General features: G+C 64.6%; 9 protein-coding genes and 2 pseudogenes. 9 read left to right on the top strand and 2 right to left on the bottom strand.

What is annotated here, in order from left to right; genetic code table 11:
* The first annotated feature begins 263 nt into the window (after positions 1 to 263).
* From ASF60_RS18320 to ASF60_RS18295, 6 genes are all read left to right on the top strand, one after another.
* Entirely contained in the window at positions 264 to 1,172 is a 909-nt protein-coding gene (locus ASF60_RS18320) for a LysR family transcriptional regulator (RefSeq protein ID WP_056188346.1), read from the top strand.
* Positions 1,173 to 1,337: 165 nt separating this feature from the next.
* Entirely contained in the window at positions 1,338 to 1,811 is a 474-nt protein-coding gene (locus ASF60_RS18315; protein ID WP_056188344.1) for a formate dehydrogenase subunit gamma, read from the top strand.
* The gene (locus tag ASF60_RS18310) at positions 1,808 to 3,367 is read left to right on the top strand and encodes a formate dehydrogenase beta subunit (protein WP_056188341.1); all 1,560 of its coding nucleotides are present in this window, start codon (positions 1,808 to 1,810) and stop codon (positions 3,365 to 3,367) included. Before ASF60_RS18315 ends, ASF60_RS18310 begins: the two co-directional genes overlap by 4 nt.
* Before the next feature lie 13 nt (positions 3,368 to 3,380).
* Entirely contained in the window at positions 3,381 to 6,242 is a 2,862-nt protein-coding gene (gene fdhF, locus ASF60_RS18305) for a formate dehydrogenase subunit alpha (RefSeq protein ID WP_056188338.1), read from the top strand.
* A complete protein-coding gene (fdhD, locus tag ASF60_RS18300; protein ID WP_056188335.1) occupies positions 6,229 to 7,098 on the top strand; it encodes a formate dehydrogenase accessory sulfurtransferase FdhD in 870 nt (289 codons plus the stop codon). The genes fdhF and fdhD overlap by 14 nt, the downstream gene beginning before the upstream one ends.
* A gap of 92 nt (positions 7,099 to 7,190) precedes the next feature.
* Complete coding sequence (locus tag ASF60_RS18295) at positions 7,191 to 7,481, top strand: formate dehydrogenase subunit delta (protein ID WP_056188332.1); 291 nt, start codon at positions 7,191 to 7,193, stop codon at positions 7,479 to 7,481.
* A 57-nt stretch (positions 7,482 to 7,538) separates the two neighbouring features.
* On the opposite strand, the gene ASF60_RS18290 is transcribed toward ASF60_RS18295, so the two are convergent.
* Positions 7,539 to 8,432 carry a hypothetical protein gene (locus tag ASF60_RS18290; RefSeq protein ID WP_244478501.1) on the bottom strand — a complete coding sequence of 298 codons (894 nt, stop codon included), beginning with the start codon at positions 8,430 to 8,432 and terminating at the stop codon, positions 7,539 to 7,541.
* A 622-nt stretch (positions 8,433 to 9,054) separates the two neighbouring features.
* Between ASF60_RS18290 and gltB the strand changes: the two genes are divergently transcribed.
* From gltB to ASF60_RS26295, 3 genes and pseudogenes are all read left to right on the top strand, one after another.
* Positions 9,055 to 13,770, top strand: coding sequence for a glutamate synthase large subunit (gene gltB / locus ASF60_RS18285; RefSeq protein WP_056188326.1), 4,716 nt, complete (start codon positions 9,055 to 9,057; stop codon positions 13,768 to 13,770).
* A gap of 210 nt (positions 13,771 to 13,980) precedes the next feature.
* Entirely contained in the window at positions 13,981 to 15,411 is a 1,431-nt protein-coding gene (locus tag ASF60_RS18280; RefSeq protein ID WP_056188322.1) for a glutamate synthase subunit beta, read from the top strand.
* Positions 15,412 to 15,717: 306 nt separating this feature from the next.
* Positions 15,718 to 15,825: pseudogene (locus tag ASF60_RS26295) on the top strand (IS481 family transposase); the annotation flags it as partial.
* 17 nt (positions 15,826 to 15,842) lie between these two features.
* On the opposite strand, the pseudogene ASF60_RS18275 reads toward ASF60_RS26295, so the two are convergent.
* A pseudogene (locus tag ASF60_RS18275) lies at positions 15,843 to 17,172 on the bottom strand (IS701 family transposase).
* Positions 17,173 to 17,329: the final 157 nt, after the last annotated feature.

Raw genomic sequence — 17,329 nt, 5'->3', positions numbered from 1 at the left:
TGGGTTTGGTCTAAATCGCAAGTGCATTTCGCGGATCGCGGGCCGTTCGCGGGTTTGAGCCCACGTCTGGCCGATTGGCGTGTCAGACCACAAGGCCGGGAGGTGTGCAACCGCAACAGCGTCGCATCACACGGCTTCTTGGACGCGACCTGCCGGTTTTCCCATCGCTCTGCGGTCGCATTGCCGATGATTCAGAGTGATGCCGTGGATGGCCGCGGAGATGCTACAGGCTCCCGGCTCGCGTGTTGAGGTGAGGTTTTCGCGTGATCGACCGGTTGGAGTTCATCCTCGCCCTGGCACGCGAGCGTCATTTCGGACGAGCGGCCCAGGTCTGCAACGTGTCGCAGCAGACCCTGTCGGCCGGCGTCAAGCAGCTCGAGGAACGGCTGGGCGTGCTCCTCGTGCAGCGCGGCTCCCGCTTTCAGGGGTTCACGCCGGAGGGTGAGCGGGTTCTCGAATGGGCACGCCGCATCGTCGGCGATGCCCGCGCCATGCGGGAGGAGGTCACGAGCCTGCGCCGTGGCCTGTCGGGAAATCTCCGGCTCGCCGCGATCCCGACCGCGACCCCCATCGTGGCCGCGTTGACGACGCCGTTCCGGGCTCGCCATCCGAACGTGCGCTTCTCCGTGCAATCGACGACGTCCGGCGAGATCGGACGCCTCATCGCCGACCTCGAGATCGATGCCGGCATCACCTACCTGGAGAACGAGCCGCTCGGCCGGTTGACCGCGGTCCCGCTCTACCGGGAGCGCTATCGTCTGCTGACGGCCGTCGATGGCACCTTCGGGTCGCGGGACACCGTCACCTGGGACGAAGTCGCGAGCCTGCCGCTCTGCCTGCTGACACCGGACATGCAGAACCGCCGCATCATCGACCGGCAATTGCTGAAGGCCGGGACGGAATCCGCGCCTTTGCTCGAATCCAATTCGATGATCGTCCTCCTGACCCACGTGCGTACGGCCAAATGGGCGAGCATCATGCCGGCGGTTCTCGCGGATACCTTCCGACTGAGCGACCGCGTCCGGGCGGTGCCGATCGTCGACCCGGATGTGAGCCACCTCGTCGGCCTCGTCGTCCCTGAGCGCGAGCCGATGACGCCGCTCTGCGCCGGCCTCATCGTGGAAGCCAGGAACGCGGCGACCGGCATCGAGCAGATGATCGACGACCTCTAGAAAAATTTGAGACGACTCGCAAAACTTTTCAGTCGCTATGGATTTTTGCGTTGCAGCATCGGTTTCTGACAAAAAATCGTTGTCGGCCGACCGAACAGGGCGATTGATCCTCGGGTGGCGATATACCACCTTGGAACCAGAACAAGATAAGTCTGGGTAGGAACAATGGTGCCGAACGAGCCCTGGAGCGAGCCCCGCGCCGCCGGGATCATCGCCGAACATGTCCACCTCGAAGGTGCGACGCTCCCCATCCTGCACGCCTTGCAGGAAACTTTCGGCTACGTCGACGAAGGGGCGGTTCCGCTGATCGCGGACGCTTTGAATCTGTCGCGCGCGGAAGTCCACGGCTGCATCACCTTCTATCATGATTTCCGCAGAGCGCCGGCCGGGCGACACCAGGTGAAGCTGTGTCGGGCCGAAGCCTGCCAGGCGATGGGATCGGACGCGCTGCACGCGGAGATCCTCGGGCGGCTCGGGATCGACTGGCACGGGACCACCCCGGACGGACAGATCACCGTCGAGCCGGTCTATTGCCTCGGCCTCTGCGCCAACGGTCCGGGCGCTTTGGTCGACGATGAGCCGGTCGCCCGGCTGACGGCCGATTCCCTCGAAGCTGCTCTCACGGAGGTGAAGTCGTGAGCATCACGATCTACGTTCCGCGGGATGCGGTCGCGCTCGGTCTGGGCGCCAATCGGGTCGCGCGCGCGATCTTCGCCGGCGCCGAACGCCGCGGCCTCGACGTCACCATCGTGCGGACCGGCTCGCGCGGGCTGCTCTGGCTCGAGCCGATGGTCGAAGTCGCGACCGACGAGGGCCGGGTTGCGTACGGGCCGGTCACGGTTTCCGATGTCGACGCTCTGCTGGATGCCGGGCTGGCGACCGGCGGCGACCATGCGCTTCGCCTGGGCGACCCGGAGAAGATCCCCTATCTGGCCCGCCAGCATCGTCTCACCTTCCAGCGCTGCGGCGTGGTCGATCCGGTCTCGGTCGACGACTATCGGGCGCATGGCGGTTACAAGGGCCTGGAAGCCGCGCTGAAGCTCGATGCGGCCGGCATCGTCGCCGAGGTGCGGGAATCCGGTTTGCGTGGACGCGGCGGCGCGGGCTTCCCCGCCGGCATCAAGTGGAACACGGTGATGCTGGCGCAATCGCACCAGAAATACGTGGTCTGCAACGCCGACGAGGGCGATTCCGGCACATTCGCCGACCGCATGATGATGGAGGGCGATCCCTTCAATCTCATCGAGGGCATGACCATCGCGGGGATCGCGACCGGGGCCACCCGCGGCTACATCTATCTGCGCTCCGAGTATCCCCAGGCCTTCGCGACCCTCAAGGAGGCGATCGCCAACGGGATCAAGGCCGGATTCCTGGGCGACAACGTCATGAACTCGGGAAAGGCCTTCCACCTAGAAGTCCGTCTCGGGGCGGGGGCCTATATCTGCGGGGAGGAGACGTCGCTGCTGGAGAGCCTGGAAGGCCGTCGCGGCATCGTCCGCGCCAAGCCGCCCATTCCGGCTCTGAAGGGCTTTCTCGGCCAGCCGACCCTCGTCAACAACGTGATGACCTTCACGGCGGTGCCCTACATCCTGGAGCACGGCGCCAAGGCCTATGCGGAGTACGGCATGGGCCGCTCCCTCGGCACGCTTGCGATCCAGCTCGCCGGCAACATCAAGCATGGCGGCCTGATCGAGTACGCGTTCGGCATCACGCTGCGTGAGATCATCGAGGATTTCGGCGGCGGTACGCAGAGCGGCCGTCCGGTCCGCGCCGTGCAGGTTGGTGGCCCGCTCGGGGCCTACTTCCCCGACCACCTGCTCGACACGCCGCTCGATTACGAGGCGATGGCGGCGAACAAGGGCCTCGTCGGACACGGCGGCATCGTGGTGTTCGACGACACCGTGGACATGGCCAAGCAGGCCCGCTTCGCCTTCGAGTTCTGCGCGGTCGAATCGTGCGGCAAGTGCACGCCCTGCCGCATCGGCGCGACCCGCGGCGTCGAGACCATGGACAAGGTCATCGCCGGAATCCGGCCGACCGAGAACCTCGCCGTGGTCGCCGACCTCTGCGACGTGATGACCGACGGTTCGCTGTGCGCCATGGGCGGTCTGACGCCGATGCCCGTCATGAGCGCGATCACCCACTTCCCCGAGGATTTCCAGCAGCGCGGACCGATGTCCGTCGCCGCCGAATAAGGAGGCGCGATCCATGGCCCTCATCAAAGAGATCGACTACGGCACCCCGATCCGGGTGAACGAGCAGACCGTGACGCTCACCATCGACGGGATGAGTGTGACGGTACCGGCGGGCACGTCCGTGATGGCGGCCGCCATGCATGCCGGCACCCAGATCCCCAAGCTCTGTGCTACCGATTCGCTCGAGGCCTTCGGCTCCTGCCGTCTCTGCCTCGTGGAGATCGAGGGACGGCGTGGCACGCCGGCCTCGTGCACGACGCCGGCCGAGAACGGCATGGTGGTCTCGACCCAGACGGACAAGCTGGCCAAGCTCCGCAAGGGCGTGATGGAGCTCTACATCTCCGATCACCCCCTGGACTGCCTGACCTGCGCCGCCAACGGCGACTGCGAGTTGCAGGACATGGCCGGCGCGGTCGGCCTGCGGGACGTGCGCTACGGCTATGACGGGGCCAACCACGTCAAGCCGACCTCCGAGCAGTACCTGCCGAAGGACGCGTCCAACCCGTACTTCACCTACGACCCGTCGAAGTGCATCGTCTGCAATCGCTGCGTCCGTGCCTGCGAAGAGACGCAGGGCACCTTCGCGCTGACGATCTCGGGGCGCGGCTTCGACAGCCGCGTCGCCGCCGGCCCGACCGATTTCTTCAACTCGGAATGCGTCTCCTGCGGCGCCTGCGTCCAGGCCTGCCCGACTGCGACCCTCCAGGAGAAGTCGATCATCGAGCACGGTCAGCCGGACCACTCGGAGATCACCACCTGCGCCTATTGCGGCGTCGGCTGCTCGTTCAAGGCCGAGATGCAGGGCACCCGCATCGTCCGCATGGTGCCCTACAAGGGCGGCAAGGCGAACGAGGGCCATTCCTGTGTGAAGGGCCGGTTCGCCTACGGCTACGCCACCCACAAGGACCGCATCACCAAGCCGATGATCCGCGACAAGATCACGGACCCCTGGCAGGAAGTCTCCTGGGAGGTCGCGATCGATCGCGCGGCGTCCGAGTTCAAGCGCATCCAGGCCAAGTACGGCAAGGATTCGGTTGGCGGCATCACCTCGTCCCGCTGCACCAACGAGGAAGCCTACCTCGTTCAGAAGCTGGTCCGAGCGGCCTTCGGCAACAACAACGTCGACACCTGCGCCCGCGTCTGCCACTCGCCGACCGGCTACGGCCTGATGTCGACGCTCGGGACTTCGGCCGGCACCCAGGACTTCGCCTCCGTGGCGCATTCCGATGTCATCCTGGTCATCGGCGCGAACCCGACGGACGGCCACCCGGTCTTCGCGTCCCGCATGAAGAAGCGCCTTCGCGAGGGTGCGAAGCTCATCGTCGCCGATCCGCGTAAGATCGACCTGGTGAAGTCGCCTCACATCAAGGCCGATTATCATCTGCCGCTGAAGCCGGGTTCGAACGTCGCCTTCATCAACTCGATGGCGCATGTCATCGTCACCGAAGGCCTCGTCGACGAAGCCTATGTCCGTGAACGGTGCGATCTCGGCGACTTCGAAGCCTGGGCGCGCTTCGTGGCCGACGAGCGTCATTCCCCCGAGGCGCAGGCCACCTATACCGGCATCGATCCGGCCGAGTTGCGCGCCGCCGCCCGGCTCTATGCCAAGGGCGGTGCCGCCGGCATCTATTACGGCCTCGGCGTCACCGAGCACAGCCAGGGTTCGACCATGGTCATGGGCATGGCCAACATTGCCATGGCCACCGGCAACATCGGCATGCTGGGCGCCGGCGTGAACCCGCTCCGCGGCCAGAACAATGTCCAGGGCTCCTGCGACATGGGTTCGTTCCCGCACGAGCTGCCGGGATACCGCCACGTCTCGGACGATGCCACCCGCGAGACCTTCGAGGCGCTCTGGGGCGTGTCCCTCGACCAGCATCCGGGCCTGCGCATCACCAACATGCTCGATGAGGCCGTCGATGGCGCCTTCAAGGGCATGTACATCCAGGGCGAGGATATCGCCCAGTCCGACCCCGACACGCACCATGTGACGGCGGGCCTGATGGCGATGGAGTGCATCGTCATCCAGGACATCTTCCTGAACGAGACCGCGAAATACGCGCACGTCTTCCTCCCGGGCGCTTCGTTCCTGGAGAAGGATGGCACCTTCACCAATGCCGAGCGCCGCATCTCCCGCGTGCGCAAGGTGATGCCGCCGCTGTCCGGCGTCGGCGACTGGGAGGGCACGATGCTGCTCTCCAACGCTCTCGGCTACCCGATGAACTATAGCCACCCGAGCGAGATCATGGACGAGATCGCGTCTCTGACGCCGAGCTTCTCCGGCGTCAGCTTCGCCAAAATCGATGAACTCGGCTCGATCCAGTGGCCGTGCAACGAGGCCGCGCCGCGCGGGACCCCGATGATGCATGTGGACCGCTTCGTGCGCGGTCTCGGCAAGTTCATGATCACCGAGTACGTGCCCACCGAGGAGCGGACCGGACCGCGCTTCCCGCTGATTCTGACGACGGGCCGCATCCTGTCGCAGTACAATGTCGGCGCGCAGACCCGCCGGACGGAGAACTCGCGCTGGCACGAGGAGGATGTGCTGGAGATTCACCCCTTCGACGCCGAGGTTCGGGGCATCGTCGATGGCGACCTCGTCGCCCTCGAAAGCCGGTCGGGCGATATCGCCTTGAAGGCCATCGTCTCCGAGCGCATGCAGCCTGGCGTCGTCTACACGACCTTCCACCATGCCAAGACCGGCGCCAACGTGATCACCACCGATTACTCGGATTGGGCCACCAACTGTCCCGAGTACAAGGTCACGGCGGTCCAGATCCGGCGGACGAATCGCCCGTCCGATTGGCAGGCGCGATTCTTCGAGGAGGACTTCTCGTTGACCCGGATTGCGACCCAGCTGAATGCGGCCGAGTGATCCGCAGGGCCTGACGGCGAACGAAGAGGACGTGCCGGTCGAGACTGCCCGGCGCGTCTCCACCCTGGTCGTCGCCTACGACGATCCGGAACCCCGGACCGGAACCCGTCCCCTCGCGGTCGAGATGCCGGTCAATCTCGTCTACGGCACGGTGCCCTATGCCGTGATGATGACGACGCCGGCCGACCTCGTGGATTTCGCCTACGGGTTCAGCCTGACCGAGGGCATCGTCGCCTCGGCCGACGAGATCCGCTCGGTACGGGTCGAAGCGGACACGGCGGAAGGCGGCATGCGCCTTCTCGTCGACCTGGTGCCCGGGCGCTTGCGCGAACATCTCTCGCGCAAGCGCGCCATGTCGGGACGCACCGGCTGCGGCGTCTGCGGGATCGACGATCTGGCCTCGCTGCCGAAGGCCGATGCGCCTCTGCACGGGGCCGGACAGGTCACGATCGCGGCGATCCAGCGGGCGCTGCTGGCCATGGGCGACGCGCAGGTGCTGAACGCCGAAACCCGGGCGGTTCACGCGGCCGCCTGGGCCGACCTCGACGGCACCCTCGTGGCCCTCCGCGAGGATGTCGGGCGCCACAACGGCCTCGACAAGCTGATCGGCGCCCTGATGCAGCGGGGGACTGATCCGGCGGACGGCTTCGTCGTGATCACAAGCCGCTGCTCCTTCGAGATGGTGGAGAAGGCGGCGAGCCTCGGTGCCACGGTGCTGGTGGCGATCTCGGCGCCGACCTCTCTCGCCATCGACCGCGCCCGCCTGCACGGCATGACGCTCTGCGCCATCGCCCGCTCCGACACGCTGACGGTGTTCACCGGCCACGAACGCCTCGTCCTATCCGCGCTGCCCTGAAGGCGCGAGAATCTCGTTCCTTCGCGCATTCTTTCCTTCGCGAATCCCAGCCCTCACCGAATTCCGTGCCCCCCGAGAGAGTTGCCGAGCCCATGAGCGCCCTGACATCCGACCAGAAGCTGGTTCGCATGGCGAACCAGATCGCCACCTTCTTTCGGTCCTACCCGGACGAGGAGGCGGTCGCCGGCATTCACAAGCACATCGTCGCGTTCTGGACGCCGAAGATGCGCGCCGCTCTCGAGGCCTTCGGCCCGAAGCCGGAGAGCGGACTCGACCCGCTCGCGCTGCGCGCTCTTCAGGATACGCCACAGGCCGAGAGCCCGGTCCGTGCGGGCACCCGCGACCCTCATCTGCAGGGAGCGGGCGCCAGCGACGCCGGCTGAGCCCTTCGCGTCCGTGCTCCCGAAGGCCGGCGGATTCGAATCCCGTCGGCCCGGAGCCTATTCGGACTCCTTGGCGGTGGTGCCGGGAACGATCGTTGCGCCACCGATGACCCGGACCGGGCGCTTGGGCTCCGACGGAACATCCTTCCAGTTCTGCGCCACCGGCTTCTCGGGCGGCGGTGGCTGAACGGAGGCCGGCGTCAGGCTGCCGGGTGCTTCGACCTTGGGCGGTGTGGCTGCAGCTGATGCGGGAGCCCCGTCCGACTTCGGCTCGTTTTTCGCCGCCGCCGGCGGCACCTCCGAAAGCTTGGGCGAAAGCTTGGGTGCGTCCGGCATCGCGACGGGAGCGGCGGCCTTGGGCGGAGGGCTCAGGCGCACCACCCGTCGCGGACCCTCGGACTTCGGCTTCGCTTCGGACCCACCGGCATCGGGATTCAAGCCCATGATGTTGGAGTCCACCGATTCGGGTCGCGCCCGTCGGATAAACTGCTGTCGTTCGGCCGGATCGGGGCGCAGCCGACGCGCCGGCTCCTGCGGGAAGGGGATATCCCCGGGTGGAATGATCCGCTCGGCCTCCCGTATCGGGCGGCGGGGGGACTCGTCCTCCTCGGTCCAGCCATAGCCCGGCGTCCGGCGCACGATTCGGGCGGGCGCTTCGGGGACGATGTCGAGACGCTGCCGTCCGAGAATCCGGCCGTCCCGCGCGTCGACGAACAGACGCAAACGGTCGCCATAGGGATTCGAGGCTTCGACGATATACGCCTGCCCGTCGAATCGCGGCCGCGTCACCGCCGTGAAGCCGCGGTCGTTGAGGCGCCAGACGACGGCCCGTGGCGGCAGGAGAATGTCGGGCTCATAGGCGTATTGCGCCCGCGCCGTGTCGGCGCCCGTTATCGTGATGAGAATCGCCAGGCCCGCGAATCGAGCACGCAGGGATGGGGATGCACGCATGGAAGTCCTGCGAGACGAAACCATCGATCTGAGATCCCGAGTGAGGTCGGTTCGGAGGCCTGCTGTTGGCGCAGGTCCTCCGCTCCACGATCCGCCAGGGTCCAGGGAACCCCGCATGCCGCTTGTGCTCGGCCCACTGGGTAGACAGCCGGATTGGGGCAAGATTGCGGGCTCGTCGCCGATCAGGGATCGCAACGATGCAATGGTCGTGTCATCATCGTGGTATACAGCGGCATGGCGGCATCGACGCGCGCGGGGAACCATGCGCTGGAAAACCGCAGCGCGGGCACGGACGCGCTCTTGCTGGAGCCTTTAAAATCTGTCACTTTCCGCGGGTAGGACAGTAGAGCTGTCCCATTCCCGGCGGGATACCTGTCCGGAAGGCTGTGAGGATCTCGCTCAGGTGACGTTGCCGGCGACCAAACGAGATTCGAAGCCGGTCGCCATCGCGGCGATCCGGGCCCGCACGGCTTGAGATCAAGCCGGCGTCGAGCCCGCGAGTTGCGGGCGCTTCCTGACCGAAGAACCCGCCAAGAGCCGACGCTGTCGAGAGATGAAACCCGGATCCTTTCAGGATTTGGGCATGAAACATGCTCGCATGCGAGCAGGTCGGAGGCGAGAGATGGTGGACGTGGTCGCATCTTCTGAGTTCGGGGCACTCCAGGCGTCGGTTCCTGCGACCCGCGACGGTACCAAGCCGCTGATCGTGCGTGATACTGCTCTGCCGAAAGCTCAGGGCCTCTACGATCCGGCCCGCGAAAGCGATGCGTGCGGCGTTGGTTTTGTTGCAGACATGCACGACCGCCGCACGCACGCCATCGTCCAGCAGGGTCTGCAGATCCTGAAGAACCTCGACCATCGTGGCGCCGTTGGTGCCGATCCCAAGATGGGCGACGGCTGCGGCATCCTTGTCCAGATCCCCCACGCCTTCTTCAGGGCAGAGTGCGAGGCCCTTGGCATCGCACTCCCGGAGCTAGGTCACTACGGCGTCGGTCAGTTCTTCATGCCCAAGGACGCGGAGGCGCGTTCGCTGGTCGAAGACATCGTGGAGAAGGCCCTGGCCGACGAGGGCCTGCCTTTCCTCGGATGGCGCGATGTACCGGTCGATCCAAGCGATCTCGGCGTCATGGTCAGAGAGACCGAGCCTTGCCACCGGCAAATTTTTATCGGCCGACCCGCATCGGTGTCCGAGGAAGACGCCTTTGAGCGCCGCCTGTTCACCGCTCGCAAGGTCATCTCGAACAAGGTCTACGGACTGAAAGACGAGCGCGCGAATACCTACTATCCGGTTTCGCTCTCGACCCGGACCATCGTCTACAAAGGCATGGTACTGGTCGACCAGCTTGGCGAGTATTACCGCGACCTTCAGGATGAGCGCTTCGTCTCGGGGCTCGCCCTGGTGCACCAGCGTTTCGCGACCAACACCTTCCCGACTTGGCGCCTTTCGCATCCCTACCGGATGGTCGCGCATAATGGCGAGATCAACACCCTGCGGGGCAACGTCAACTGGATGGCGGCCCGTCAGGCCAGCGTTGATTCGGAGCTGTTCGGCAACGATATCTCGAAGCTTTGGCCGATCTCCTACGAGGGGCAGTCTGATACCGCGTGTTTCGACAACGCTCTCGAGTTCCTCGTGCAGGGCGGGTACTCGCTCGCTCACGCGATGATGATGCTCATCCCTGAGGCTTGGGCTGGCAACCCGCTGATGAGCGAGGAGCGGCGTGCCTTCTACGAGTACCACGCCGCTTTGATGGAGCCATGGGACGGCCCGGCCGCCGTATGCTTCACTGACGGCCGGCAAATCGGCGCTACGCTCGACCGCAATGGTCTGCGCCCAGCCCGCTACCTCGTTACTGACGATGGTCTCGTGGTGCTTGCCTCCGAGATGGGCGTGCTGCCGATCCCGGACGATAAGATCGTCGAGTCCTGGCGCCTGCAGCCGGGCCGGATGCTGCTTATCGACCTCGAGAAGGGCCGGATCGTCTCGGACGAGGAAATCAAGAGCGAGCTCGCAGCGGCACACCCCTATGCCGAGTGGGTGAAGAACACCCAAATTGTCCTGGAGGACTTGAAGCCGGTCATCCCGCGTGCGTCGCGCTCGGACGTGTCGCTCCTCGATCGCCAGCAAGCCTTTGGATATAGCCAGGAAGACTTGAAGCTGCTCATGGCGCCCATGGCGGTGACCGGGCAGGAGGCAGTGGGCTCCATGGGCACCGACACGCCACTCTCAGCGCTGTCTGACAAGCCGAAGTCGCTATACTCGTACTTCAAGCAGAACTTCGCGCAGGTCACCAACCCGCCGATCGACCCGATCCGCGAGGAGGCCGTAATGAGCCTCGTCTCGTTCATCGGCCCGCGTCCGAACCTGCTCGACATGGAGGGGGCCTCCCGCAAGAAGCGCCTCGAGGTCCGCCAGCCGATTCTCACCAATGGCGACCTCGAGAAGATCCGCTCCATCTCCCATTTCGAGGATCGGTTCGACACCAAGACCCTCGACATGACTTTCCCGGCCGAGACTGGCGCGGCAGCCATGGAGGGTGCCGTCGACCGCCTATGCGATCGGGCTGAGGTTGCCGTGCGTGGTGGCTATAACATCATCATTCTGTCGGACCGCGGCATAGGACCCGACCGCATTGCGATTCCGGCTCTCCTGGCAACGGCCGCCGTGCATAATTACCTGATCCGGAAGGGACTTCGCACCTCCGTCGGACTCGTAATCGAATCGGGCGAGCCACGGGAGGTGCATCATTTCGCGTGCCTTGCCGGCTACGGCGCAGAGGCCATCAACCCCTATCTCGCCTTCGAGACGCTGATCGCGATGAAGGATGAGTTCCCGCCGGACCTCACGCCCGACGAGATTGTCTATCGCTATATCAAGTCGATCGATAAGGGGTTGCTGAAAGTGATGTCCAAGATGGGCATCTCAACCTACCAGTCCTACTGCGGTGCCCAGATCTTTGACGCCATCGGCCTGAACTCATCGTTTGTCGCGCGCGACTTCTTCGGTACGGCGACGACCATCGAGGGCATTGGCATGGCCGAAGTCGCGCAAGAGACTGCGCGGCGGCACACCGATGCTTTTGGTGACTCTCCGATCTATCGCACAGCCCTCGATGTCGGTGGCGAGTATGCCTATCGCTTGCGCGGAGAGAGCCACACCTGGACTCCGGATTCGGTCGCGACCCTTCAGCATGCTGTGCGCCTCGGCCTGCCCGACCGCTATCGCGAATATGCCCGGCTGGTGAACGAGCAAGAAAATCACCTCAAGACGATCCGCGGCCTGTTCCGCATCAAGCAGGCGGCTGAACTCGGTCGGCCGCCGGTGGACATCGATCAGGTCGAGCCAGCAGCCGACATCGTACGGCGCTTCGCAACCGGTGCCATGTCCTACGGGTCCATTTCGAAGGAGGCGCACGAGACCCTCGCTATCGCGGTGAATTCGTTCGGCGGCCGCTCAAATTCGGGAGAGGGCGGCGAGGAGGTCGAGCGCTTCAAGCCGATGGCGGACGGCCGCTCGCGTCGCTCGGCCATCAAGCAGGTGGCTTCAGGCCGCTTCGGCGTCACAACGGAATACCTCGTCAATTCCGATATGATGCAGATCAAGGTCGCTCAGGGTGCCAAGCCCGGTGAGGGCGGTCAGTTGCCCGGTCACAAGGTCGACGCCAAGATCGCCAAGGTCCGCTATGCCACTCCTGGTGTCGGCCTGATCTCACCGCCGCCGCACCACGACATCTATTCGATCGAGGATCTGGCGCAGCTGATCTTCGACCTGAAGAACGTGAACCCCGAAGCGGACGTTTCGGTGAAGCTCGTCTCCGAAGTCGGCGTCGGCACAGTGGCTACCGGCGTCGCCAAGGCGAGAGCCGACCACATCACAATCTCGGGCTTCGATGGCGGTACCGGTGCCGCGCCCTTGACTTCGATCAAGCACGCGGGCGGTCCCTGGGAGACGGGTCTTGCCGAGACCCAGCAGACTCTGGTGTTAAGCCATCTGCGTGGGCGCGTCGTGCTCCAGGCCGATGGCGGCATCCGGACGGGCCGGGACGTCCTCATCGCAGCGTTGCTCGGCGCCGATCAGTTTGGCTTCTCGACAGCTCCGCTGATTGCCGCCGGCTGCATCATGATGCGCAAGTGTCATTTGAACACCTGCCCGGTTGGCGTGGCGACTCAGGATCCCGTTCTGCGCAAGCGCTTCAAGGGAACGCCCGAGCATGTGATCAACTACTTCTTCTTCGTAGCCGAGGAACTGCGCGAACTGATGGCCTCCATGGGCTTCACCAAGCTCGAGGATCTCATCGGCCGGGCTGATTTCCTCGACACGCTGGAGGTGATCAATCACTGGAAGGCGCGCGGCCTCGATTTCTCGAAGCTGTTCCACCGTCCGGAGGTGCCCGACCACGTCGCCATCCGGCACACCGAGAAGCAGAAGCACCCGATTGAAACGGTTCTGGACCGTCGTCTGATCGCTGGCGCTCAGTCGGCTCTCGACGGAGGTGAGGCGGTCGTGGTGCAGGACGTGATCAGGAACTCAGACCGTACGGCCGGTGCCATGCTTTCCGGCATGGTCGCCAAGCGCTATGGCCACGAAGGCTTGCCAGACGACACGATCCGGGTCGAACTCGCCGGCACTGCTGGCCAGAGCTTCGGTGCCTGGCTCGCTGCCGGCGTAACCATCGTGCTCACGGGCCATGCCAACGACTATGTCGGTAAGGGGCTGTCCGGCGGCAAGCTGATCATCCGGCCATCCGACGCCTTGAAGGCACCGGGTTCACACCTGATCATGGCAGGTAACACGGTGTTGTACGGAGCGATTGCAGGAGAGGCCTACATCCGTGGTTCAGCCGGTGAGCGTTTCGCGGTTCGCAATTCGGGCGCCATCGCGGTGGTCGAGGGCATGGGCGACCACGGCTGCGAGTACATGACGGGCGGTGTCGTCGTGTCGATCGGCGAAACTGGACGCAACTTTGCGGCCGGCATGTCGGGGGGCATTGCTTATGTGCTCGACGAGGACGGCTCGTTCTCCGCCCGCTGCAACCTCTCCATGGTCGATCTGGAGCCTGTTGAGGAGGAGGACGATCTCATGCGCCGCTTCCATCAGGACGGTGACCTGGAGACGAAGGGACGCGTCGACATCCTCGCTGACATGTCCGGCCATGACGAAGAGCGACTGTCTCAGCTCATTACTAACCATCTGAAATACACCGGCTCTCCGCGTGCCAAGGCGATCCTCGATGACTGGGCCGGTTACCGTACCAAGTTCGTCAAGGTGATGCCGGTCGAGTACCGCCGGGCACTGAGAGAGATGGAAATGGCGCGGATGCCAGTGGCAGCCGAATAGGGTTGAATCTTAGGCCGGTACACGAGGCTACGAACCGGTAATCAGAACGGGCTTCCAGGCTGGCGGTCGGCACTAAGACGCAGTCTCGCACGGGTAACTAGAGGGTGGATCGGACGATACGGCCGATCAATCCTGTTCAATAGCGGAATAGGCCGATCCGGCTGCCTTCCGCGCGACGGATCAGACAGACTCGCGAAAGACAGTCAGACGATGGGCAAGGTCACGGGTTTTCTCGAATTTGACCGGCAAGAGCAGAAGTATCAGCTCGCCGCCGATCGCGTGCGGCACTTTCGCGAGTTCACGCTGCCGCTCGACGAACATGATCTGAAGAAGCAGGCGGCTCGCTGCATGGATTGTGGCATTCCGTTTTGTCACGGCCCAACCGGTTGCCCGATCCACAATCAGATCCCGGACTGGAACGAACTCGTTTACCAGTCGGATTGGGAGGAGGCGGCGCGCAACCTTCACTCCACCAACAACTTCCCTGAATTCACTGGCCGCATCTGTCCGGCGCCGTGCGAGGAAGCGTGCACCCTGAATCTTGAGAACCAGCCAGTGGCGATCAAGACCATCGAGCAGGCAATTGCCGATCGTGCTTGGAACAATGGCTGGGTGAAGCCCGAGCCAGCTGAGCACAAGACCGGCAAGAAGATCGCCGTCATCGGGTCCGGTCCCGCGGGCATGGCAGCTGCGCAGCAACTTGCCCGCGTCGGACACGAGGTTCACGTCTTCGAGCGAGAGCCGAAGGCTGGTGGTCTGCTTCGCTACGGCATCCCCGACTTCAAGATGGAGAAGCGCCACATTGACCGGCGTGTGAAGCAGATGGAAGGAGAGGGCGTTCGGTTCCACTACGGAGTGAATGTTGGAGTAAACAAGCCGCTCCACGAACTCTCCGCCGAGTTCGATGCAGTGCTGTTCGCGGGTGGCGCTGAGGATCCGCGCAATCCGCAATTGCCTGGTCAAGAGCTTCAGGGCGTGCATTATGCCATGCCGTTCCTCGTACAGTCGAACCGCCGTGTTGGCGCCGAGCCAATGCCGGGGAATGGCGAACCACCAATCCTTGCTACAGCAAAGAATGTAGTCGTGATCGGCGGCGGCGACACAGCCTCGGATTGCGTCGGAACCTCGTTCCGGCAGGGCGCCCTCTCGGTGACCCAACTCGACATTCGTCCGCGTCCGCCGGAGCGCGAAGATAAGCTTTCGGTCTGGCCCTACTGGCCTACCAAGATGAGAACCTCATCGAGTCAAGCAGAGGGTGCGGAGCGCGAGTTCCAGGCCGCGACGCTTCGCCTTGAGGGGAAGAAAGGCAAGCTTACTGGCGTGGTCTGTACCCGCGTCGATGAGAAGCGTCAGCCAATCCCGGGAGGCGAATTTATCTTGCCTGCGGATCTCGTCTTCTTAGCGATTGGCTTCGCCGGCTCGATCCGCCAAGGGTTGTTGGAAGAATCTGGCGTTGTCATGGACAGGCGCGGCAACGTAACCGCCAACGAACTGGACTATCGGACTTCAAACGAGAAGATCTATGCGGCTGGTGATATGCGCCGTGGCCAGTCTCTCGTGGTTTGGGCTATCCGCGAAGGGCGTCAGGCCGCCCGCTCGATTGACGAGGCGCTTATGGGCGCAAGCATCCTGCCGCGTTGACACAGGTGCGCCTTGTCTCACCAACGATGGTGTTTCGGGCAATGACGGCTCTGCCGACTTAGTCTGGAACACACTTAAAAATTTCGTCATTACCCGCATGAAAATGATCAAAGTGGGACCTGTGCATGATAAAGCCCATGACGGAGCTGAAAATCAAACGCTATGCTGGCCCAGCAGGAGGCTGAGGTCGGCTAGATGTTTGATCCCTGAGTTTGATGGTACATTCTTCACGTCGGAGTGGGGGGACGCGCTATGGGCCAGGTTCTTCACGGCAACGCGGCAACGACTGAGGCGGTCCGTTGAGCGATCCTGCATAGTCAAGCGAGCCTGAGGGCTCCTTCGAAGCGCTACGGAATTAACCCAAAGACGGTCGCCAAGTGGAGGCAGTGGACCTCGGTCGCCCCGACTAGCACTACCTGGGCACTTTGATGTCAGAAGGCAGCCTGAAGTGCCTTCGGCAGTGGGGGCACAGGACGGGTGGGACGAGGTTGGCGAACAGCCGACCGATGATGGCCTGCCGCACGGCGGGCAGACTTGGCGATGGGGGCGGCCCTGGAAGGCGGGTCGTCATTTTTCCCCCGCCCCGTCCGACGGTGCTCGGCGAGGCGCAGGTGCTGCAGGTAGGCGCAGGCGATGCACGTCATCAGCGCGTGTCGATGCAGCCCGGTCCAGGACCGTCCCTCGAAGTGATCGAGGCCGAGTTCCTCCTTGAGTTGCTGGTGGGCCTGCTCACAGACCCAGCGCGCCTTGATCGTGCCCGCCAGGGCGCGCCGTGACGTGTCGGGCGGCAGGTTGGACAGGTAGTACTTGCGCTCGCCCGACGAGCGCCACTCGCCCACGAGCCAGACCTCCGCGCCCGGCAGGTGCCGGCCGTTGCCCCAGAGCGGACCGTCGCCGACCCGCACCCGGATGGCGGCGAACCGAGCCGAGAGCTTGCCCTTCGTGCCTTGACGCCACATCACGCGCCGCCAGGTCAGATCGGCCAGTACTGCCTCGGCCTCCCGCGGCTCCCGGTCCGGTGCGGGTTTGCGGGCGCGACCGGTCGGCGGCACAAGCCGCACGTCGGACGCGTAGACCTTCTGGTTCCTGACGATACCGACCGCCCAGCGCAGGCCCCGGGCATCCAGGCCGTGACGGAAGGCGGCGCTGACGCCGTAGCCTGCATCCGCCAGCACCGTGCCGAAGCGTAGCCCCTCCGCCCTCAGGCGATCGAGTTCGGAGATCGCGATCTCACCTTTGCTCCGCGGCGCGGGCGCGGGCTCGGGCACGCCGGTCTGCGCGTAACGCTGCGGATCGCTCGTCCACGCCTCGGGCAGGAACAGGCGCAAGCCCACCGGCACGGGCACCTCGCCCTGCGCCAGAGTAAGCGAGACCAGAGATTGGCAGTTGGCTTGTTTGCCCAGCGCACCGCAGTACTGGCGCGCCACCCCAACCGAGCGCGTGCCCTTCTTCGGCAGGGCGGTGTCGTCAATCACCAGGCAGGCCTCGGGGCCACCGACCAGCCGATCCGCCTGACGGGACAGTTCCCTCCAGAGCGGGCGATCGTCCCAGGCCGGGCTGGCGATGAAGTGCTGCAACTGGTCGTGACCCGACAGCCCGAGCCGTGCCGCCATCGGCTGAAGGCTCTTGCGATCCCCCTGACCGAGCAGGCCCCGGAGATAGAGCGGCCGCCCAGGTCCGTCGGGTCTTGCGCCCCATCACCGCAAGGAACGGCCCAAGCCAGGTATCGAGATTGTCCGTCCCCTCGCGATCCCAATCCATCGCTACCTCCCGAACCATCAGAGAGACAACGCATCACACCCCTTCGAAGTGCCCAGGTAGTGCTAGGGTCTGGACTCGATCAGCACCAGAAGGCGATGACGGCAGCGAGTGCGACGGCCGAGGCGTAGTTTCGGGCCAGCTTGTCGTAGCGGGTGGC

It is taken from the genome of Methylobacterium sp. Leaf113 (assembly GCF_001423325.1).
Lineage (GTDB): Bacteria > Pseudomonadota > Alphaproteobacteria > Rhizobiales > Beijerinckiaceae > Methylobacterium.
The sequence above is the reverse complement of the archived record's forward strand: the minus strand, read 5'-3'. Positions and strand labels throughout refer to the sequence as shown.

What these genes read in the sequence shown, in the direction of transcription:
- ASF60_RS18315 (WP_056188344.1), top strand. Translation starts at nt 1,338, where the DNA reads ATGGTGCCGAACGAGCCCTGGAGCGAGCCCCGCGCCGCCGGGATCATC.
- fdhF (WP_056188338.1), top strand. Translation starts at nt 3,381, where the DNA reads ATGGCCCTCATCAAAGAGATCGACTACGGCACCCCGATCCGGGTGAAC.
- fdhD (WP_056188335.1), top strand. Translation starts at nt 6,229, where the DNA reads ATGCGGCCGAGTGATCCGCAGGGCCTGACGGCGAACGAAGAGGACGTG.
- ASF60_RS18295 (WP_056188332.1), top strand. Translation starts at nt 7,191, where the DNA reads ATGAGCGCCCTGACATCCGACCAGAAGCTGGTTCGCATGGCGAACCAG.
- ASF60_RS18290 (WP_244478501.1), bottom strand. Translation starts at nt 8,432, where the DNA reads ATGCGTGCATCCCCATCCCTGCGTGCTCGATTCGCGGGCCTGGCGATT.
- gltB (WP_056188326.1), top strand. Translation starts at nt 9,055, where the DNA reads ATGGTGGACGTGGTCGCATCTTCTGAGTTCGGGGCACTCCAGGCGTCG.
- ASF60_RS18280 (WP_056188322.1), top strand. Translation starts at nt 13,981, where the DNA reads ATGGGCAAGGTCACGGGTTTTCTCGAATTTGACCGGCAAGAGCAGAAG.